The following is an 18,992-nucleotide window of genomic DNA, read 5'->3' on the forward strand; positions in this document are numbered from 1 at the left end:
CCGCGCGGCCGTCACGGCGGTGCGCGGCTTCGGAGAAGATCCAGATGAACCGGAACATGAAAACGGGCGCTGTGCGCGCCATTGCCACCGGTGTCGCCGGTGTCGCCGGTGCACGGCGCCGCGCGATGCGCGCGATCGCGGGCTCGGTGCTCGCGATCGGCGCGGGCCTGGGCCTCGGGGCAGGGGCGGCTGCGCCCGCGCGGGCGGCCGATGCACCGCAGGCCGTCACGCGCGTCGCGATGCTCGTGCAGCTGCGCGGCCCGAACCTGAAGGTCGACGAACGCATCGGCCAGCATCTCGGCGAACGCGGCTACGCGGTGCGCCTGATCGACGAGTCCTCGACGCCCGACGCGGCGCGCGACGCCGACCTCGTCGTGATCTCGTCGACGGTGTCGTCGAAGAACGTGCGGCCCGGCTGGCGCACGCTCGACAAGCCGCTCGTCACGTGGGAAAACGACCTGCTCGACGATCTCGCGATGACGGGCAAGCGTCATGACGTCGACTTCGGCGAAACGGGCAAGGAGCGCTACCTGTGGCTCGTCAATGCGCCGCACCCGATCTCGGCCGGGCTGCCGGCCGGCGCGACGAACGTGTACGGCAAGCGGGCGCCGATGAGCTGGGGCAAGCCGGGGCTCGGTGCGATCACGATCGCGACCGTGTACGGCCAACCCGACAAGGCCGCGATCTTCGCGTACGAGAAGGGCGCGACGATGGACTACGAAGCGCTCGCGCCGGCGCGCCGCGTGATGTTCTTCCTCGACAACGACACGTTCGCGAACCTGTCGCCGGCCGGTGTCGCGCTGTTCGATGCGGCGGTCGACTGGGCGGCCGGGCGGCGCTGACCGACGACGTCGGCGTTATGCCGCCTGCGGCGGCGCGTGCCGTCGTGACGCCGCTTCGATCAGTTGCGCGAGCTGCTGCGCCGGCTCCGACATCGTCCGCCGCGCGCGGTGCACGAGCCCGATGTCGCGGTGGAACGTATGGTGTCCAAGGTCGATCGCGCGCACGCCGGCCGGCCAGCGGCGATAGACGGCGGTCTGCGGGACGATCGCGACGCCGACGCCGTTCCCGACCAGCTTGACGATCGCGTCGAGTTCGTCGAGCTCACACGTGTCGCGCACCGCGAGGTGCATCTTTCTCAGGAAACGATCGACCTGGCGCCCGCCGAACGATGCGCGGTCGTAGCGCACGAACGGTTCGCGCGCGAGCAGTTCGGCCCAGTCGTTGCCTTTCACGCCACGCGGCACGATCAGCCGGAACGGTTCCTGCGCGAGCGTCGTCCAGTGCAGGTCGCTCTGCAGCGAAAACGGCGGCCGGATGATCGCGGCCATGTCGATCTCGCCCGCGTCGACCCGGTTGACCAGCTCGATCGACAGCCCCGGTATCACGCGCGTGCGGCACGCGGGATGCCGGCGATGGAAATCGGCGAGCGCGGCCGGCAGCAGTGCGCTCTGCACCGACGCGATCGCGCCGATCGTCACGCGCACGGCGGCCGGCGAGCCGGGGGCCGTCGAGCTCAGGTTCTCGTACAGGCCGAGCAGCGCCTGCGCCTGGCCGAGCACGTGATGGCCCATTTCGTTGAGCCGCGCCGACCGGCCCTGCCGGTCGAACAGCGCGAAGCCGAGCTCGGCTTCGAGGCGCTGCATCTGCGCGCTGACGGCCGCCTGCGTGAGCCCGATACGGTGGCCGGCCGCGGCGAACGTGCCTTCCCGGGCGACGGCGACGAGGGTTCTCAGTTCGCGGATCATTCATCAATTCCGTTTGTGAATGACGAAACTATATATTGATTTAATTTTCGCTCGACCTTGACTACCATGGTGCCGTCCTCGCGCCACGCGAGCGTTCCATCACGAGGCAACCATGAGTCTTTCCCCGTTTCACCTGGCGATTCCGGTCTACGACTTGCCGGCCGCGCGCGATTTCTACGGCCGTGTGTTCGGGCTGGCGGAGGGGCGTTCGAGCGCGCAGTGGGTCGACTTCGACTTCTACGGGCATCAGCTCGTGATCCACGAGCATCCGAAGACCGCATCGCAGGAAGGCGCGCATACGAACGCGGTCGACGGTCACGACGTGCCGGTGCCGCATTTCGGGATCGTGCTCGACTGGGCGAGCTGGGAAGCGCTGGCCGAGCGGCTGGGATCGTTCGGCGTGACCTTCGTGATCGAGCCGTATGTGCGCTTCCAGGGGCAGGTCGGCGAACAGGCGACGATGTTCCTGTTCGATCCGTGCGGCAACGCACTCGAATTCAAGGCGTTCCGCGATATCGGCCAGTTGTTCGCGAAGTGACCGGCGGCGTTGTCGGCACCGATTGAAATTGGGTGCGAGAATGCGGCCTTCGGGCCGGCTGCGCACATGCCCACCTGCGCACCGGCCGGCGCCGCGCCGCACGGCATCCGTCCGTGCGCGCCGTTCTCCAGGGAATCCGTATGGACAGTCACATCGCTCCGGTGGAGCTGAAGAAAGCCTACCGTCTCCTCAACCACGGCCCGACCGTGCTCGTGTCGGCCCGCCACGACGGCGTCGACAACGTGATGGCCGCCGCGTGGGCGTGCGCGCTGGACTTCCTGCCGCCGAAGCTGACGGTCGTGCTCGACAAGTCCGCGAAGACGCGCGAGCTCGTCGAGCGCAGCGGCACGTTCGTGATCCAGGTGCCGACGGCCGCGCAACTGCAGCTCACGCACGCGGTCGGCAGCCACAGTCTCGCCGAGCGTCCGGACAAGCTGCGCGAGGCGGGCGTCACGCTGTTCGACGTCGAAGGCCACGACCTGCCGTTCGTCGCCGGCTGCTCGGGCTGGCTCGCGTGCAGGCTGGTTCCGGAGCCGCACAACCAGCAGACCTACGACCTGTTCATCGGCGAGGTGGTCGCGGCGTGGTCCGACACGCGCGTGTTCCGCGACGGTCACTGGTATTTCGAATCGGCCGATCCGGCGCTGCGCAGCCTGCACTACATCGCGGGCGGCAATTTCTATGCGATCGGCGAATCGCTGCACGTCGATCCGGACGCGCAGTAAGCCGAACCCGGCATCACGCGCGGGCGGGCTGTCCCGATCCGGGCGCGCGGTTCACGCGCGCTTTTTCAATTCCGTCAGCATGGTTTCCGCGAACGCCTGCGCGACGCGCGGCAGCGTGCGGCCGCGCTTCGTGACGAGCGCGATCGGCCGCACGAACGCGGGATCGTCGATCGGCTTCGCCACCAGCTCGGGCTCGGCGCGTACCTCGCGCGCGGTCGCGGGCAGGATCGTCACGCCGAGCCCGCCGCGCACCATCGCGACGGCCGTCATCATGTAGGTCGGCTCGCACGCGATGTCGGGCGTGCAGCCGGCCGCGTCCAGCGCGGCATCGACGACGCTGCGCACGCTCGTGCCCTGCGCGGTGAGCACGAGCGGCACGGCCGCGACATCGGCGGTGCTCACGCGGCGCTTGCGCGCGAGCGGATGATCCTTCGGGCACACGGCGACGAGCCGGTCGGCGCCCGCATACAGCACCTCCAGCGACGCATCGAACGTGTCGCCGCCCGTCAGTCCGAGATCGGCCTCCTCGTTGCGCACGAGCGCGGTGACGAGGCTCGCGACGCCGTCGCGGATCTCGAAGCCCGCGCGCGGCACGTCGCGCCGGAACGACTGGATCAGCTCCGGCAGCACGCTGGACGCGAAGGTCGGCAGGCACGCGAGCCGCACCGTGCCGCTCGTGCCTTCGCCGAGCGCGCGCGCGTCGCGCAGCACGCGCTCCATGTCGTCGAGCGAACGCTGCAGCAGCGGCAGCAGCTCGCGCCCGGTCTGCGTGAGCGCGACGCTGCGGCTGTTGCGGTCGAACAGGCGCGCGCCGACGATTTCCTCGAGCCGGCGGATCTGCACGGTCAGCGCCGGCTGCGACAGGTGCAGCCGCGCGGCGGCGCGCGTGAAATTGCCGGCGTGCGCGACGGTGACGAACGCGCGAATGTCGCGAAGATTCAGATCCATAACGGTTCGTGATTGCTGCGATCAAATCATTTCAATTGTGCTATCGCTGCGCCGACCTTACGCTCGTCTCCAACAAAAGACAAGGTAGGAGACACGGATGCTGCCGTTACTCGGGCTTGGCACGATCGTCGTGCTGCTGGCCGCGATTCTGTCGAAGCGGATGTCGCCGCTCGTCGCGCTGATCATCGTGCCGATCGCCGCATCGCTGATCGGCGGCTTCGGGCTGCACACCAGCAAGTTCGTCGTCGACGGGCTGAAGGGCCTCGCGCCCGTGGTCGGCATGTTCGTGTTCGCGATCCTCTATTTCGGCACGATCACCGACGCCGGCACGCTCGACCCGATCATCGACCGCATCCTGCGCGCGGTCGGCACGCGGCCGACGCGCATCGTGATGGGCACGACGCTGCTCGCGCTGCTGATCCACCTCGACGGCTCGGGCGCCGTGTGTTTCCTCGTGACGATTCCGGCCGTGCTGCCGCTGTGCGACCGGCTGAAGATGGACCGGCGCGTGCTGGCCGCCGCGGTGTCGATGGCCGCGGGCATCAACTTCCTGCCGTGGACGGGGCCGATGATCCGCGCGTCCGCTTCGCTGCATCTGCCGGTGTCGGCGCTGTTCAATCCGCTGATCCCGGTGCAGGCGATCGGGCTCGTGTTCGTGTTCGGCGTCGCGTACTGGCTCGGGCGGCGCGAGGAGAAGCGGCTCGGCCTGTCGCGCGACGATGCGTCGATTCCGTTGCCGACCCGCGAGCTGACGCCCGACGAGCAGGCGCTGCGCCGGCCGCACCTGTTCTGGTTCAACCTCGTGCTGACGTTCGTCGTGCTCGGCACGATGGTCGTGATGGGCGAGAAGATCCCGCCGGCGATCATGTTCATGGTCGGGCTGTGCATCGCGCTGATGGTGAACTACCCGGACGTCGACATGCAGAGGAAGCGCATCGACGCGCATGCGCGCGCGGCGCTGATGATGGCCGGCATCCTGCTCGCGGCCGGCGTGTTCACGGGGATCATGCAGGGCAGCGGGATGCTGAAGGCGATGGCGCAGGCGGCGGTCGGCTTCGTGCCGCCGTCGATGGCCGGCCACATCCCGGTCGCGCTCGGCCTCGCGTCGATGCCGCTCAGCATGCTGTTCGATCCCGATTCGTTCTACTTCGGCGTGCTGCCCGTGATCGCGGAGGTGGCCGGCCAGCTCGGCGTGCCGGCCGTGCAGGTCGGGCAGGCCGCGCTGCTCGGCCAGATGACCACCGGTTTCCCGGTCAGCCCGCTGACGCCCGCGACCTTCCTCGTCGTCGGCCTGTGCGGCATCGAGCTGGCCGAGCACCAGAAGTTCACGTTTCCGCTGCTGTTCGGCGCGTCGATCGTGATGACGGTCGCGTGCGTCGTGCTGGGCATCTTTTGATTTTCACCGGCGGCGCACCCGCCGGACGACGACGGTATGGACATGACAGCAAAGCAACCTGAACGGCGCGTGCGCATCGGCGCGGGCGCCGGCTACTCGGGCGACCGGATCGAGCCCGCGGTCGAGCTGGCCGAACACGGGCAACTCGACTATCTCGTCTTCGAATGCCTGGCCGAGCGCACGATCGCGATCGCGCAGCAGGCGCGGCGCCAGGACCCGTCGCTCGGCTACGACCCGTTGCTGGACGCGCGGATGCGCGCCGTGCTGCCGGTTGCCGCGCCGAAGGGCGTGCGCATCGTGTCGAACATGGGCGCGGCGAATCCGCGTGCGGCCGCACGGCGCACTGCACGGATCGCGCAATCGCTCGGCGTCGCCGGGCTGAAGGTCGCGGCCGTCGAAGGCGACGACGTGCTCGACGTCGTACTGCGCGGCGCGTTCCGCTTCGAGGAATCGGGCGACGACGTCGCCGCCTATCGCGACCGCATCGTGTCCGCGAACGCGTACCTCGGCGCCGCGCCGATCGTCGACGCGCTCGCGGCCGGCGCGGACGTCGTGCTGACCGGGCGCGTCGCCGATCCGTCGCTGTTCGCCGCGCCGCTGATCCACGCGTTCGGCTGGCGGATGGACGACTGGGACACGCTCGGGGCCGCGACGGTCGTCGGCCACCTGCTCGAATGCGCGGGGCAGGTGACGGGCGGTTATTTCGCCGACCCCGGCTACAAGGACGTGCCGAACCTCGCGCGGCTCGGGTTTCCGATCGGCGAAGTCGCGGCGGACGGCTCGGTCGTGATCACCAAGGTGCCGCACGCGGGCGGCCGCGTGAGCGCGGCGACCTGCAAGGAACAGCTGCTCTACGAGATACACGATCCGGCGCGGTACCTGCAGCCCGACGTCGTCGCGGATTTCACGCAAGTCACCGTCGCCGAGGAGGCGGCGGACCGCGTGCGCGTGACGGGCGGGCGCGGCACGGCACGGCCCGACACGCTCAAGGTGTCGGTGGCGTATGTCGACGGCTGGATCGGCGAAGGCCAGATCTCGTATGGCGGCCCGGGCGCGCTCGAACGCGCGCGTCTCGCGCTGGGGATCGTCCGCGAGCGGCTGGCATTGACCGGCGTCGCCGCGACCGAGCTGCGCTTCGACCTGATCGGCGTCGATGCGCTGTATGGCGACGCGACACCGGCCGTGCGCGGCGAGCCGGCCGAGGTGCGTGTGCGGGTGGCCGGCCGCGCGGCGAGCGCCGGCGAAGCGGCGCGGATCGGCAATGAAGTCGAGACGCTCTATACGAACGGGCCGGCCGGCGGCGGCGGCGCGTTCAAGTCGACGCGCGAGGTGATCGCCGTGCAGTCGGTGCTGCTGCCGCGCGCGGCCGTGACGCCGTCGTTTTCATTCGTGGAGGCATGATGCAACTGCGTGAACTCGCGCATGCGCGCACTGGCGACAAGGGCAATACGCTGAACGTGTCGGTGATTTGCCGCGATCCGCGCCATTACGATCATCTGCGCACGTATCTGGGTGCCGATGCGGTGAAGGCGTGGCTCGCGGGTATCGTGCACGGCGACGTCGTGCGGTACGAACTGCCGGCGCTCGGGGCATTCAATTTCGTGCTGCGCGATGCGCTCGGTGGCGGCGTCACGCGCTCGCTCGCGCTCGACGCGCACGGCAAGTCGGTCAGTTCGGCGCTGCTGGCGATCGACGTGCCGGAGCCGGCGTGACGGGCGTGACGGGCATGACGGATGGCGCCGCCCGGGCGGGCGAGCCCCGTCACGGAATCAGCAACTCGCGAAGCCCGTCCGCATGCTCGATACGTTCGCCGGCGATGTGCAGGCACTGGTCCCTGCGATAGTCGTAAACCGCGCGCGACGCGGCGAGCTGGTCGAAATCGAGCTCGATCGCATGGCGCGATTCGCCGTTGCCGGCTTCGAAGATCAGGTTGCCGAACGGATCGGCCGCGAGGCTGCCCCCCGCGAACACGACGTCGTGCGTGCTGCCGCCGACGCGGTTGGCGACCACCGTGAACACCTGGTTCTCCATCGCCCGCGCCGTTGCCGACGTGCGGTGGACCGGGCGGTACGGTTCCATGTTGCCGTCGGTGATGAGGATCAGCTCGGCGCCGAGTTCGGCGAGCGCGCGGCCGGTTTCGGGGAATTCGTTGTCGTAGCAGATCAGCAGGCCGATCCGCACGCCGTGCCATTCGATCGTCGCGTAGCGGTCGCCGGGCAGCACGACGCCATGCTCGCTTACCCACAGGTGCGTCTTGCGGTAGCGCAGCGCGATGCCGTCCGGCGTGACGAACACGGTGGTGTTGTAGAAGCGGCCGCCGTCGTTCTCGATCAGCCCGACCACGACGGCAACGTCGCGCGCGCGTGCGGCCGCGATGACCGCGCCGACGCTCGGGCCGTCGAGCGGCTCGGCGCATTCGGCCAGGTTCGACGGATCGAGGAAGCCGGTGAGCTGCGCTTCCGGAAACATCACGATGTCGGTGCCCGGCGCGCAGGTCGCGATCGCGTCGAGCGTGCGCTGCAGGTTGTAGTGCGTGTCGCCGTCGCGGCCGGCGAGCTGGACGATGTCGAGCTTCAGTTTCATGGGCGATTTCGGTGGGCGGGGCCGGCGCGGCCGGCTCCGCAACGTTGGACGTCGGAACGCCCGAGTATGCGCCGAACCGCCGGCTTTCCCATCCCGCCGGCGTGTTAACCCGTCGGGGGTATTGATCCCGCGTACTGTCGCCGGCCCGGGCTCAACTTTTTTTGCCGGTCTGACCAGTCGAACCTCAAGTTGCATCGCGTGCGGTCGTTAAGGACGGTTGAGTGCCCATTTGACCAACCGAAAACAACGCGGCAACCGGAGATCACCGTCATCATGCTGTCATCGATTCGCGCCCGGATTCTGGCGACCTGCGTCGCCATCGTGGTCACGGCCCTGGCCGTGACAGGCGGCCTTGTGTACTACGTCGTCAAGCAGCACAACGACACGACCATCGACCAGAACCTGCAGTCCGTCCTGACCGGCCACGCGCTCGCGCTCGACGAGTGGGTCGCGAGCCGCGCGCAGCAGACTCAGGCGCTCGCGGACACGCTGACGCCGGGCGAAGGCGATCCGCTGCCGGCGCTGACGCTGCTCGGCAAATCGGGCGGTTTCCAGGTGCTCACGCTCGGCCTGCCGGATCGCACCGCATATTCGAACGTCCCGCTCGCGGCCGGCTACGATCCGACCGCGCGCCCGTGGTTCAGGCAGGCGGTCGACGCGGGCCGGCTCGTCGTCACGGCGTTGTACCGCGACGCGTCGACCGGCAAGCCCGCGTTCGCGTTCGCCGCCCCGATCGTTCGCGGCGGCACGCTGAAGGGCGTGCTCGCGGCGAGCCTCTACATGGAGCGCGCGAGCGCGATCGTGGCGTCGATGCATCCGACGCCGTCGAGCTTCGCGTTCCTGGTCGACAGGAGCGGGCGCCTGATCGCGGGCGCGAAGACCGATCTGATCATGAAGCCGGCCGCCGAGCTGTCGCCCGAACTGACGCCGGAGCGTCTCGCCGGCCTGCAGACGGCGACCGAACCGGTGGCGATCGACGTGGACGGCGTGACCAAGCTGCTCCGCGCGCGCCCGATCGCCGGGACGGACTGGTCGCTCGTCATGGCGCTCGACCGGTCGGACGTGACGGCCGGCATGCGCGCCGTCGCGACGACGACGCTCATTGCGATCCTCGTCGTCGCCTGCGTCGCGGCGGCACTCGTCGGCGCGTTGACGAACGCGGCATTCAAGCGCGTGCTGCTCGTGCGCGACGCGCTGACCGATGTCGCGAGCGGGAGCGGGGACCTGACGAAGCGGCTGCCGGCCGACGGCGGCGACGAGGCCGCGCAGATCGCGCGGGCCTTCAACCTGTTCGCCGAAAAGATCAGCGCGATCCTGCTGCAGATACGCGGATTCAGCGAATCCGTGAGCGTGGCGAGCGCGGAGATCGCGCAGGGCAACCAGGACCTGTCGAGCCGCACCGAACACGCGGCATCGAGCCTGCAGGAGACCGGCGGCGGCGCTCGAGGAGATCGCCGGCACGGCGCGCAACTCGGCCGACGCGGCCACGCAGGTGAGCCGGCTGGCGGAATCGGCGTCGGGCGTTGCCGTGCGCGGCGGCGAGGTGGTGAGCGAAGTGGTCGCGACGATGGACGAGATCACGAAGGCGTCGGCCGAGATCTCGAACATCATCGGCGTGATCGACGGCATCGCGTTCCAGACCAACATCCTCGCGCTGAACGCGGCCGTCGAGGCGGCGCGCGCGCACGAGCACGGGCGAGGCTTCGCGGTCGTCGCGGGCGAGGTGCGCACGCTCGCGCAACGCAGCGCGGTGGCCGCCAGGGAGATCAAGCAGTTGATCCAGTCGTCCGTCGAGAAGATCGAAGGCGGATCGGGGCTCGTGAAGACGGCCGGCACGACGATGGACGAGATCGTCGAGGGCGTGCGCGGCATCACGAGCGTGATCGCGGAAATGACGGTCGCGGCGAACGAGCAGAGCACCGGGCTCGCGCAGGTGAACCAGGCCGTGTCGCAGCTCGATCACTCGACGCAGCAGAACGCTGCCCTCGTCGAGGAGTCGGCTGCGGCCGCCGCGCTGTTGCGCGAGCAGGCGGCTCAGCTCGCGCAGACGGTCGGCGAATTCAAGCTCGCGGGTTCGCACCGGGCCGCGACGGCATCGGCATGATCCGGCCGCGGCCGTCGAAGGCCGCCGCAAAGATGCAGGCAGGGGAGCGAAAACGGGCGCGACGGAGCGCGCTATCCGTCGGTCTGCGCCTTCAGGAACAGTGAAAACAGTTCCGATTGCGAATTGATCGCGAGCTTCCCGTAGATGTTGCGCCGATGCACCTTGACCGTTTCGGCGGAAATCGACAGCTTGTTCGCGACTTCCTTGTTCGAGCGGCCGCTGAGGATCAGCCGGATCACGTCGAGTTCGCGCGCGGTGAGCGGCGTGCCGAGCCGCGCCATCGCCTGCTCGAAGCCATCGTGCGCGCCGGCCCGGCGCGGCGGCGCCTGCTCCGCGGAGGCGGGCTCGAACGCGAGCCGCTGCCGCATCAGCGCGGCCACCCACGGCCGGATCAGGTCGAGCAGCGCAACCTGCCCGGGGCTGAAGCGTCGTTTGCTGCCGAGCGACAGGCACAGCGTGCGCGCATCGTCGAGCACGACGTTGAACTGCACCTCGTCCTCGACGACGTTGTGCGTGAAATAAAGCGTGTAGTACTCGGTATCGCGAAAGCATTCGGGGGCGACGTCCGACAGCCGGAACAGGCCGCTCCTCGGCGCGTCGCGGTTCGCGATGTAGAACGGGTCGAGCTGGTACAGGCCCTGCACGTAGTCGCGGAACAGCGGGTCGGGGCCGCCGCCTTCGTACGGGCATTCGGCGAACACCTGCGGGCGGCCGTCGCCGAAGGTCAGCACGACCCAGCTGTCGACCGCGACGTATTCCTCGATCAGCCGGATCAGCGCCAGCCAGAAGCCCGGCTGGTCGAGCGACTCGATGAGCCGCCCGACCGAACGATGCCACGCGACATCCTGCAAGGTGAGGTTCATGCGGTTTCCGGGTCGGCGGGACCGGTCGGCGCGCGTCGCGCCGTCGCACCGTGCGCATCGACCTGTCCGGGGATGAAGAACGAGATCGTAACGCCGGGCGACGCGAATGGCGAGGCCGCGCACGGTCGCCGTCTCCTGATAAGCTATCGCGATTCCGAGATGGAGAAGTCGATGACTCCCAGCGCCAATACAACTACAAACGCCTATTCCAATATCGATATGACGACGATGCCCCTGACGGGCCAGCCGCTCGACACACTGATGAACCGGCTCGAAGCCGATCTCGAGGAAAGCGATTCGAGCCGCGAGAGCGACCTTGCGGCACGACTGCGTGCGCAGCCGTTGCGTGCCGATTCGCTCGACGCGATCGCGCGCCTGCACACGCTGTGGATGCGCGCCGGCGATCCGGCCGCCGCGCGCGCCGTGCTCGACGAGGACGGCGCGGGCGTGCACGACGCGGCGCCGCCCGAGGCGCGGCCCGACATCCGCATGCAACTCGCGCTATACCGGCTGCAGGTCGCCCGGCACCTCGGCGAGAACGACGCCGTCACCGAGGCGATCGGCCAGATGCACGACGTCCTGCGCACGTCGCCGACGCTCGATGCCGATCGCTACGTCCGCGCACGCATTCTCGATACGCTCGAATTCGACCACGCGGAGCATGCGCTCGACGCGATCGAACTGCGGCATGCGCTGCACCGCGCGATTGCCGACCGCGCCACGTTTCGCGCGTGGGACGAGGCGAACCGGCAATGCCTGCGTGCGTGGGCGCTGCGGCGTCTCGACCGGGACGACGACGCGCGTGCGGCGGCCGAGGCCGCGGTGGCTGCGATGGCATCGGCCGGCGCGGACCAGGACATCGACGCCGACGACTGGCTGCGGATCGGCCGGGCGATGATCGAGATCGCGCCGCTGCAGCTCGACACCATTCGCCAGGCCGTCGAGTCGCGCATTGCCGACTGGGCGCTGCCGCCGCGCCGCGAGGCCGAGGTGAGGCTGGCGCGGCTCGCCGCGCGGGCCGCACACGCGCAAGGCGATCTCGCGGGCGCGCTGGCCCGTTGCGAGATGGCGCGCCACAGCCTCGAATCGGATGGCAGCGACGACTTCATCGAATACGAACTGCCGTGGCTGCTCGAGGCGGGCCGTTTCGACGACGCGGGGCGCCGGGCGTTCTTCCACGTGTACCAGATCGAAAGCGGCATGCTCGACCGGGTCGGGCAGATCATCCATGCGCGCCTGGCCGAGCCGACCGACACGTCGGTCTGGTGGCCGCTGTGCGCGATGCGCGCAGCGGGTTTCCAGCCGACGCTCGAGCGGTTCGTCGAACTCGGCGCGGAAGGGCCCGACGCGCTGGCCGCGCGTTCGCCGACGCATGGCGAGATCTTTGCCGCGTTCGGCTCGCTCGAAGGCGACGCGTTGCGCTACGCGATCGCCGACGCCGCGCGCGAGGTCGCACTGCGGCGCGCGCCCGGCCATCCGTGGATCGCGCGGCTCGCGGCCGTCTACGACGGCGAAACCGGCCGCATCGACGCGACGACCCAGGCCGCGCGCCTGCTCGCGGCCGCGCAGGAAGGCGAGATGTACGACAACCGCACCGGGTTCATGCTGACCGATGCCCGCATTCGGGCGCTGGGTGTCGCCGCCGCGATGAAGCTGCCGCCGCCGCCGCTGCGCAGCGGCTTGTGGAGCTACGGCTACGCGTGCTCGATCGAGGACAGGGCCGAGGAGGCGATCGACGCGCTGCCGGCCGCGGAACAGGCGCCGGTGCGCGCCGATCTCGAGCGCCTGAAGATCGCCGTGTACGAGCAGGGCCGCGCCTGCATGGAGCGCTTTTTCGAGACGGGCAACGGCCATCCGTACGATGCGTGCGCGCACCTGTATTCGATGCTCTGCAACAACCTCGCGATCCTCTATCGCGGCGAGGAGCGCTACGACGAAGCGCTGGTCCTGCATCGCAGCGGGATCGCGGCGAGTTCGTTTGCCGAGCATTACGACGGCGTGCGCTATGTGCTCGCGTGCCAGGAGAAGGATGAGGAGATGCTCGAAGCCGCCGAGCAGCTGTGGCACTACGCCGCCGAATTCGGTTACAGCCGGCACGAGCCGAACTGGTACGTGCGCGACGTGGTGCGCGCGCTGTACCGCGTCGATCGCTGCAACGAATTGCCGATCTGGCTCGAGCGCCTGGTCGGCTGGCAGCGCGAGCACGACCAGCTCGACGGCAGGTTGCCTAACGAGGCACTGATTGCCCGCCTCGTGTTCGCGGCCCACATGTCGGAGTCGCATCCGGACCAGGCATCGGCGCTATACGATGCCGCGCGTGCGCAGGCCGACGCGTCGCGCGATCTGGACGTGCTGCTCCGGGCCGCCGACGCGGCGTACGAACTGGGCCGCCAGCCGGACGTGAAATATTTCTACGAACGGGTGCTCGCCGGCAACCGGCACGCCGCCGAACCGCTCGACCTGAAGGTGGACGTGATCGAGCGGCGGATCAGCGAGGCCGGTGCGCCGCCCGCGTCGCCGGGCCCGGCGACGGCCGCGCCGGGCAAGCGCTGGTGGAAGTTCTGGCAATGACGGCCGTCGGTCGGCGGGCCGGCTATGCGCCGCGCAACGCGCTGAACGCCGATGCGCTGAAAGCGGCGATCGCCGCGCGCAGCACCGCGCGAGGCGATGCCGACGCGGTGCGCGCGTGGCTGCTCAACCATTTCTACCGGCACGTCGTCGCGAACTTCGAGCCGGCACGCACGATCGGGTCGCTCGACGACGCGCGGCAGGCGCTCGGTAATGCCGCGCCGCCGGCGTGGGTCGCGCGGCGCTTCGGTGCGGACGCGAAGACGATCGGCGAGGCCGACGCCGGCAGGCTGGCGCCCGTCGTCTGGGTCGACCCGGGCGATCCGCAGCTTCTCGCGCTCGAAACCACGCTCGTCGAGTTCCTCGAGTCGCGCAAGGGGACCGGTCTCGACGGCAAGCTCGACCGTGTCAATTGCCCGCAGGCGCTCGCGATGTGGGAACGCGAGCATGCGGAGATGGCGGCCCGGATTGCGCGCGGCTGGCGCGAGAGCCAGCCCGACGCGCTGCGCACCTGGTGTGAAACCGCGAACGGCCGCTTCGTCGAATTCCTGCCCGACAGCGCGCTGCTGCGCGCCGAAATGGCGTTCGAGAGTTACGTGATGCGCCATTGCCTCGGGCAGTTCGCCGACCGGCAGGCGCTGACGGGCGGCTACGGCGGGCGCTACGCGGAAGCGATCGAGGCGCGCGCGCTGCGGCTGCTGAGCTTCCGGGACGCGAGCGGCCAGCCGCACATCACGATCGGTGTCGCGGTGCGCGCGGACGGCGGCCTCGACGTCGATCAGGTCAAGGGCAAGCAGAACCGGCCGCCGGTCGAGCGCTATGTCGACGACGTACTGGCGTGCCTGAATACGCTGGGGACGACGGATAACACGCCGCCCGACTGCATCGCGCTCGGTGTGGTCCATACGGCGTCGGGATGGTGCAGGATCGAGGACGTGACGGATGCCGCGTCGCAAGCCCGGCTCGTCGCGCGCCATCCGCAATTGTTCGGGCGGCTCGCCGAGCCGACGCCGACCGTCGAGTGGCTGGTCGCCGCGCGGCAGCCCGAACTGTTGCAGGCGCGGCCGCCGCGCGCCGGCTCGGTGCGTTACGCGGTGCGTGCGACGCTGGCTCCCGCGGTGCCGTCCGCGCAGCGGGACGACACACGGCCCGCCTTTGCAACCGAGAACGTGCGCTGGCCCGGCTACGACGCGCCGCATGGCGCCAGTGCCGGCGAATGACGGGGCGAAGACCATGACATTCAAGCTGATCGTCGCGTTGTTCATTTTGTGGCGTATCGTGCGCTACTTCCGCCGGCGCGGTGCGCGCCATTCGACCTTGTCCGCCCGCAAGCACTGGGCGCTGCTGCTCGCGCATCCGTACGTGGAGGCGACCGGGTTCTCGGGTTTCGACGATGCGGATACGAGCCACCTGAACGACACGTCGCGCAAGTTCCTGCGCGCGCAGATGCTGCATCAGATGGAGTTGCGCACCGACGCGACGGACGACGATGCGCGCGCACACCTCGCACGCGTGCTCGAGACGCAATGGTTTCGGGCCGACCTGCATGCGCTGCAGCCGACCGACGACCCGCGTGCCGCACTCGCGTTCGCCTGTGCGCGGATGGCGTTCCTCGCGCGCGTGGCGATGCTGATGGGCTGGACCGAGCCGGACACCGCATGGCGTGTGCTGTTGCTCAACGCGCAGCGCGCGCAGGATTGTTTCGACAGCTGGACGGATTTCGGTAGCGCGTATATCGCGGGCCGCAAGCAGTGGGTGGCCGGGTTTCGCGCCGATCCGTTCGGCAAGGCGTTCGACGACGCCACGCTGCAGCGCTGGCTTGCACCGGGTGACGGTGCGTGGGGGCGGGCGGCATGGCCGGGGCTGGCGGCGTTCGATCCCGAACCAGTCGCGCAAGCTCGGTGACGCGTCGATGCCCCCACCCGTTCACTTCGCATGCCGCTTTCCGTTTCCGCCGACGCCGACATGATTTCATCCGTTCATCCCCTGTTGCGACGCCTGGCGCTGTCCGTTGCGTGTGCGGTGCCGGCGTCGGTGCTGCCCGCGACGGCGCAGGCGGTCGAGCCGGTCGCCGCCGACCGCCTGCTGCGCACGTTCCTCCACGACCACTACGGCAACTGGCGCGCGGACCGCAAGGGCTGGCAGTCGGACGCGGGCGATTTCATTTATTCGCCGTGCGGATCGCTGCGCGTCGCGACCGCCGACGGCCCGCGGTATCTGCTCGCGGTGTGCGGCGAGACCGAGGCAGCCGTGCAGGACGGCACGCCGGGGATGGATTCGGACGGCACGACGGGCACCATCGACCTGTACGTGCTGAAGCCCGCGGCGGACGGCAAGACGCTCGAGCCGGTGGTGAAGAAGACGGATATCGCGTCCGGGAAGCGCGGCGAGCCGGGTACGGTGCGCATCGAGCGGTACGGCCCGCACCTGTTCGGCTTCACGATCGGCGACGGCGTCACGCTGCAGGGCTATACGATGGCGATGCGATCGATCTGGCTGCCGGTCGGCAACGCGATCGTCGAGGCGGCGCCGCGCATCGACGAAGCGCTCGACAACACGGGGTCGCTCGATTGCGGGAACGCGAAGTCCCGTTGCGAGAGCCGCACGTTTTCGATCGTGCCCGACATGACCGGCACCGGCGACGTCTATCCGCTGACGGTCACGGAAACGGGCTCGCGCGGCGACAAGGAGATTCACGCGCGCTACACGGTGAAGTTCGACGCGGCACGCGGCCGCTACGTGGTGCCCAAGGCATTGCGCGCAGGATACTGACCGTTCGCGCGAAGGAGCGGGCGGCGCGGTGCCGCCCGAGCGTCACACGTACAGGTACCGTACGAGGTGAAAGAACACCGGCGCGGCGAAGCAGATCGAGTCGACGCGATCGAGCATCCCGCCGTGGCCCGCGATCATCGAACCCCAGTCCTTGGTGCCGAGCGAGCGCTTGACGGCCGACAGCACGAGGCCGCCGACGAAGCCCGCGATCACGATCGCGAGCGAGATCCCGAACGCGGCGCCGAAACTGAACGGCGTCACGCGATACAGCGACGCGCCGCACAGCGTCGCGAGCAGCCCGCCGCCGACGAACCCCTCGACCGTCTTGGACGGCGACAGCTGCGGCGCGATCTTGCGGCGCCCGAACAGCTTGCCGACGACATACTGCAGCACGTCGCTGATCTGCACGACGAACAGGAAGAAGAACAGCAGCAGCGCGTTCTGTCCCGTGTAGCGCGGAATGTCGAGGATCAGCACGGCCGGCGCGTGGCTCAGCCCGTACACGCACACCATCAGCGCCCAGTTGATCTTCGCGTTGCGGCTCAGGAATTCGCGCGTGTCCTGCGTGAGCGCCGACACGAGCGACATCGCGAAGAACAGGTGCACGGGCACGAAGATCGAGTACATCCCGTACCAGTCGATCCCGAGCAGCAGGTATTGCACGGGGATCGCGACGAAGAACGCGATGAACAGCGTCGTGTGGTCGCTCGCGGTCGTCGGCGTGAGCGTGATGAATTCGCGCAGCGTCAGGTAGGACAGCACCGCGAACACGAGATACGTGACGTTGTTGCCGAGGCTGATCGCGATGACCATGATCGCGATCATCGCCCACCACGCACGGATGCGCTGGTTCAGGTTGACGATGGTCGCGCTCGTGCCGCCGCTGCGCGCGCCGAGGATCGCGCCGATCACGGTGGCGATGACGAGCACGCCCGTGACGCCCGCGACCAGTTCCCAGAAGAGAGTTCGCATGAGGGATATCCGGAAAAGGGGAGAAGGGGGGCTGCGTTCAGCCGGCCGGCCGCTGCGGCGGCGCGAGCGCGACGATCGCGTCGCGCATGCGGGCGAGGAACGTCGGCTTGTCTTCCTGGGCACCGAGCGCATCGTTCGCGCCGAAGTGCACCTTGCAGATCAGCGGCACCGGCCAGATCGCACCCTTCGGCATGATCCGTTGCAGGTTCTCGAGATAGACGGGCGCGAGCGCGACGTCCGGAAACTCGGTCGCGAGGTGGAACAGCCCGCTCTTGAACGGCTGCGGCAGGATCTCGGCGCCGCGCGTGCCTTCCGGGAAGATGATGATCGAATGGCCCTGCCGGAGCGCGTCGCGCACGGGGTCGAGCGGGTCGCCGCCGGACTCGCGGTGGCGATCGATCAGCACGACGTTCAGCAGCTTCTGCGCGATGTGGCGCTTCGCGTCGCTGCTGTCCCAGTAGTCGCGCGCGGCGACGGGCCGTACGACCGCGCGCACGTCGCGCGGCAGCGCGGCGAGGATCGCGAGCGTGTCGATGTGGCTCGTGTGGTTCGAGAAATAGATCTTCTGCGTCGGGGACGGCGGCCCCTGATGCCAGACCGGATACGCGCCGGCGACGAGCCGCACGATGGACAGCAGGAAGTCGCGCTGCCAGACGTTGAGAATGTTCATCGGCGCTGCGCCTCCTGCCTGCATGCATGGCCCGCGGCGCTTGCGCGGCGGGCGGGACCCCGGAATGCCGGCGCGGCAGGATGCGCGCCGGACGGCCCTTGTTTAAATTTTTTCAAATTCGTGGCTGCCTGTCGCAGGTCCGCGATAATCGGACGATTCGCCGCCACACGCTGTTGCGTCTCGGCGAATGCGCCGGTCGGCGGCGTGATAATCGGCTGTTGCACGAGTGCCCGTTTGCAGTTCGAATGGATCGTGCTGCGTTCGGGCCAGCGGATTATCGCGAGTTTCCGTCAAAAACGCCAGATTGGCGCCGTGCTGGCGGGCCGGGCGCTGCTTGACGCATCGGGGCCGCTCGGCGACGATTAGGGCCGTCCATGGAAGGCCGTCCAGGGCCGTTTCGCCGCCCGGGGCATGGCGGCGGGAAATGTGTCCGACTGTGCCGCGTGAATAGAACGAATACGAAACGATGAGCCTCTACGCACTCAAACCCAAATTCCAGAACCGCCTGCGCCCGTTCGCGAACTCGCTCGCCGAGCGTGGCGTCACGGCCAACCAGGTCACGCTGTTCGCGGCCGGCGGCTCGATCGTCGTCGGCGCGCTCGCCGGGCTCGGCGTGTTTGCCCGCGCGCTGTTCCTGCTGATCCCGCTGTGGCTGTTCGTGCGGATGGCGCTCAATGCGATCGACGGGATGCTCGCGCGCGAGCACAACCAGAAGAGCACGCTCGGCGCGTACCTCAACGAACTCGGCGACGTCGTGTCCGATATCGCGCTGGTGCTGCCGTTTCTCGCGATTCCGGCGTTCGCTCCGGCAGACGTCTGGCTGTTTGCGCTGACGGCGGTGATCGTCGAATGCGCGGGGCTGATCGGCCCGCTGGTCGGCGTGAGCCGCCGCTACGACGGCCCGTTCGGCAAGAGCGACCGCGCGCTCGCCCTCGGCGCGTTCGCGCTATGGATCGGGCTCGGCTTTCCGGTCGGCGGTGTCGCCGCATGGCTGTGGCGGCTGCTGATCGTGCTGTCGATCGTGACCGTGGTGCGGCGCGTGCAGGCCGGCATCGCGGAAAAGGGTAGTCAAGGGTAGTTGAAGCAGTGGCGGTACCGGGCGCCG

The 18,992-nt window shown here is 69.1% G+C and carries 18 protein-coding genes and 1 pseudogene; 13 read left to right on the plus strand and 6 right to left on the minus strand.

Going from position 1 to position 18,992, the window contains the following annotated elements:
- Positions 1-56: 56 nt before the first annotated feature.
- A complete protein-coding gene (locus DPV79_RS14925; protein WP_113045830.1) occupies positions 57-842 on the plus strand; it encodes a hypothetical protein in 786 nt (261 codons plus the stop codon).
- Between the two features lie 15 nt (positions 843-857).
- Here DPV79_RS14925 and DPV79_RS14930 read toward each other — a convergent pair whose 3' ends face one another.
- Positions 858-1,748, minus strand: a complete 891-nt coding sequence (locus tag DPV79_RS14930) for a LysR family transcriptional regulator (protein ID WP_113045768.1) — start codon at positions 1,746-1,748, stop codon at positions 858-860.
- 112 nt (positions 1,749-1,860) lie between these two features.
- Here DPV79_RS14930 and DPV79_RS14935 point away from each other — a divergent pair, with 112 nt between their 5' ends.
- Entirely contained in the window at positions 1,861-2,286 is a 426-nt protein-coding gene (locus tag DPV79_RS14935) for a VOC family protein (RefSeq protein WP_113045769.1), read from the plus strand.
- A 140-nt stretch (positions 2,287-2,426) separates the two neighbouring features.
- Entirely contained in the window at positions 2,427-3,011 is a 585-nt protein-coding gene (locus DPV79_RS14940) for a flavin reductase family protein (protein WP_021163062.1), read from the plus strand.
- A gap of 51 nt (positions 3,012-3,062) precedes the next feature.
- Here the strand turns inward: DPV79_RS14940 and DPV79_RS14945 are convergent, their stop codons facing one another.
- Positions 3,063-3,959 carry a LysR family transcriptional regulator gene (locus DPV79_RS14945; protein WP_027787799.1) on the minus strand — a complete coding sequence of 299 codons (897 nt, stop codon included), beginning with the start codon at positions 3,957-3,959 and terminating at the stop codon, positions 3,063-3,065.
- A gap of 97 nt (positions 3,960-4,056) precedes the next feature.
- On the opposite strand from DPV79_RS14945, the gene DPV79_RS14950 reads away from it, so the two are divergent.
- From DPV79_RS14950 to DPV79_RS14960, 3 genes are read left to right on the plus strand one after another with little or no spacing between them, the layout of a single operon-like run.
- Positions 4,057-5,355, plus strand: coding sequence for a CitMHS family transporter (locus DPV79_RS14950; RefSeq protein WP_113045770.1), 1,299 nt, complete (start codon positions 4,057-4,059; stop codon positions 5,353-5,355).
- A 42-nt stretch (positions 5,356-5,397) separates the two neighbouring features.
- Positions 5,398-6,756 carry an acyclic terpene utilization AtuA family protein gene (locus tag DPV79_RS14955; RefSeq protein ID WP_059855206.1) on the plus strand — a complete coding sequence of 453 codons (1,359 nt, stop codon included), beginning with the start codon at positions 5,398-5,400 and terminating at the stop codon, positions 6,754-6,756.
- Complete coding sequence (locus tag DPV79_RS14960; protein ID WP_113045831.1) at positions 6,756-7,067, plus strand: AtuA-related protein; 312 nt, start codon at positions 6,756-6,758, stop codon at positions 7,065-7,067. Before DPV79_RS14955 ends, DPV79_RS14960 begins: the two co-directional genes overlap by 1 nt.
- Before the next feature lie 49 nt (positions 7,068-7,116).
- Here DPV79_RS14960 and DPV79_RS14965 read toward each other — a convergent pair whose 3' ends face one another.
- The gene (locus DPV79_RS14965; RefSeq protein ID WP_113045771.1) at positions 7,117-7,938 is read right to left on the minus strand and encodes a carbon-nitrogen hydrolase family protein; all 822 of its coding nucleotides are present in this window, start codon (positions 7,936-7,938) and stop codon (positions 7,117-7,119) included.
- A gap of 273 nt (positions 7,939-8,211) precedes the next feature.
- Here DPV79_RS14965 and DPV79_RS14970 point away from each other — a divergent pair.
- A pseudogene (locus tag DPV79_RS14970) lies at positions 8,212-10,042 on the plus strand (methyl-accepting chemotaxis protein).
- A 71-nt stretch (positions 10,043-10,113) separates the two neighbouring features.
- Here the strand turns inward: DPV79_RS14970 and DPV79_RS14975 are convergent.
- A complete protein-coding gene (locus tag DPV79_RS14975; protein WP_027787793.1) occupies positions 10,114-10,905 on the minus strand; it encodes a response regulator transcription factor in 792 nt (263 codons plus the stop codon).
- A gap of 219 nt (positions 10,906-11,124) precedes the next feature.
- On the opposite strand from DPV79_RS14975, the gene DPV79_RS14980 reads away from it, so the two are divergent.
- Genes DPV79_RS14980 through DPV79_RS14995 form a run of 4 tightly spaced genes read left to right on the plus strand, consistent with a single transcriptional unit; the run spans position 11,125 to position 16,245 of the window.
- On the plus strand, positions 11,125-13,476 hold the full coding sequence (locus DPV79_RS14980) for a hypothetical protein (RefSeq protein WP_113045772.1): 2,352 nt from the start codon (positions 11,125-11,127) through the stop codon (positions 13,474-13,476).
- Entirely contained in the window at positions 13,473-14,693 is a 1,221-nt protein-coding gene (locus DPV79_RS14985; RefSeq protein ID WP_113045773.1) for a hypothetical protein, read from the plus strand. The genes DPV79_RS14980 and DPV79_RS14985 overlap by 4 nt, the downstream gene beginning before the upstream one ends.
- A 13-nt stretch (positions 14,694-14,706) precedes the next feature.
- The gene (locus DPV79_RS14990; RefSeq protein ID WP_059590159.1) at positions 14,707-15,378 is read left to right on the plus strand and encodes a DUF1266 domain-containing protein; all 672 of its coding nucleotides are present in this window, start codon (positions 14,707-14,709) and stop codon (positions 15,376-15,378) included.
- Between the two features lie 60 nt (positions 15,379-15,438).
- Complete coding sequence (locus tag DPV79_RS14995; protein WP_113045832.1) at positions 15,439-16,245, plus strand: topoisomerase IV; 807 nt, start codon at positions 15,439-15,441, stop codon at positions 16,243-16,245.
- Between the two features lie 42 nt (positions 16,246-16,287).
- On the opposite strand, the gene DPV79_RS15000 is transcribed toward DPV79_RS14995, so the two are convergent.
- Both DPV79_RS15000 and DPV79_RS15005 read right to left on the minus strand, forming a co-directional pair.
- Complete coding sequence (locus DPV79_RS15000; protein WP_021163071.1) at positions 16,288-17,217, minus strand: phosphatidate cytidylyltransferase; 930 nt, start codon at positions 17,215-17,217, stop codon at positions 16,288-16,290.
- A gap of 37 nt (positions 17,218-17,254) precedes the next feature.
- Complete coding sequence (locus DPV79_RS15005) at positions 17,255-17,887, minus strand: lysophospholipid acyltransferase family protein (RefSeq protein ID WP_021163072.1); 633 nt, start codon at positions 17,885-17,887, stop codon at positions 17,255-17,257.
- Positions 17,888-18,121: 234 nt separating this feature from the next.
- On the opposite strand from DPV79_RS15005, the gene DPV79_RS43640 reads away from it, so the two are divergent.
- Together DPV79_RS43640 and DPV79_RS15015 are read left to right on the plus strand one after the other, a co-directional pair.
- Positions 18,122-18,253, plus strand: coding sequence for a hypothetical protein (locus DPV79_RS43640; protein WP_258025710.1), 132 nt, complete (start codon positions 18,122-18,124; stop codon positions 18,251-18,253).
- Between the two features lie 100 nt (positions 18,254-18,353).
- Entirely contained in the window at positions 18,354-18,965 is a 612-nt protein-coding gene (locus DPV79_RS15015) for a CDP-alcohol phosphatidyltransferase family protein (RefSeq protein WP_021163074.1), read from the plus strand.
- Positions 18,966-18,992 lie beyond the last annotated feature (27 nt).

The organism is Burkholderia reimsis, from assembly GCF_003294055.1.
GTDB lineage: Bacteria > Pseudomonadota > Gammaproteobacteria > Burkholderiales > Burkholderiaceae > Burkholderia > Burkholderia cepacia.

Coding starts and splice junctions, on each gene's coding strand:
- DPV79_RS15005 (WP_021163072.1), bottom strand. CDS start 17,887: ATGAACATTCTCAACGTCTGGCAGCGCGACTTCCTGCTGTCCATCGTG.
- DPV79_RS14935 (WP_113045769.1), top strand. CDS start 1,861: ATGAGTCTTTCCCCGTTTCACCTGGCGATTCCGGTCTACGACTTGCCG.
- DPV79_RS15000 (WP_021163071.1), bottom strand. CDS start 17,217: ATGCGAACTCTCTTCTGGGAACTGGTCGCGGGCGTCACGGGCGTGCTC.
- DPV79_RS14950 (WP_113045770.1), top strand. CDS start 4,057: ATGCTGCCGTTACTCGGGCTTGGCACGATCGTCGTGCTGCTGGCCGCG.
- DPV79_RS14995 (WP_113045832.1), top strand. CDS start 15,439: ATGATTTCATCCGTTCATCCCCTGTTGCGACGCCTGGCGCTGTCCGTT.
- DPV79_RS14965 (WP_113045771.1), bottom strand. CDS start 7,938: ATGAAACTGAAGCTCGACATCGTCCAGCTCGCCGGCCGCGACGGCGAC.
- DPV79_RS14930 (WP_113045768.1), bottom strand. CDS start 1,748: ATGATCCGCGAACTGAGAACCCTCGTCGCCGTCGCCCGGGAAGGCACG.
- DPV79_RS14925 (WP_113045830.1), top strand. CDS start 57: ATGAAAACGGGCGCTGTGCGCGCCATTGCCACCGGTGTCGCCGGTGTC.
- DPV79_RS14975 (WP_027787793.1), bottom strand. CDS start 10,905: ATGAACCTCACCTTGCAGGATGTCGCGTGGCATCGTTCGGTCGGGCGG.
- DPV79_RS14990 (WP_059590159.1), top strand. CDS start 14,707: ATGACATTCAAGCTGATCGTCGCGTTGTTCATTTTGTGGCGTATCGTG.
- DPV79_RS14955 (WP_059855206.1), top strand. CDS start 5,398: ATGACAGCAAAGCAACCTGAACGGCGCGTGCGCATCGGCGCGGGCGCC.
- DPV79_RS14960 (WP_113045831.1), top strand. CDS start 6,756: ATGCAACTGCGTGAACTCGCGCATGCGCGCACTGGCGACAAGGGCAAT.
- DPV79_RS14980 (WP_113045772.1), top strand. CDS start 11,125: ATGACGACGATGCCCCTGACGGGCCAGCCGCTCGACACACTGATGAAC.
- DPV79_RS14945 (WP_027787799.1), bottom strand. CDS start 3,959: ATGGATCTGAATCTTCGCGACATTCGCGCGTTCGTCACCGTCGCGCAC.
- DPV79_RS14940 (WP_021163062.1), top strand. CDS start 2,427: ATGGACAGTCACATCGCTCCGGTGGAGCTGAAGAAAGCCTACCGTCTC.
- DPV79_RS15015 (WP_021163074.1), top strand. CDS start 18,354: ATGAGCCTCTACGCACTCAAACCCAAATTCCAGAACCGCCTGCGCCCG.
- DPV79_RS14985 (WP_113045773.1), top strand. CDS start 13,473: ATGACGGCCGTCGGTCGGCGGGCCGGCTATGCGCCGCGCAACGCGCTG.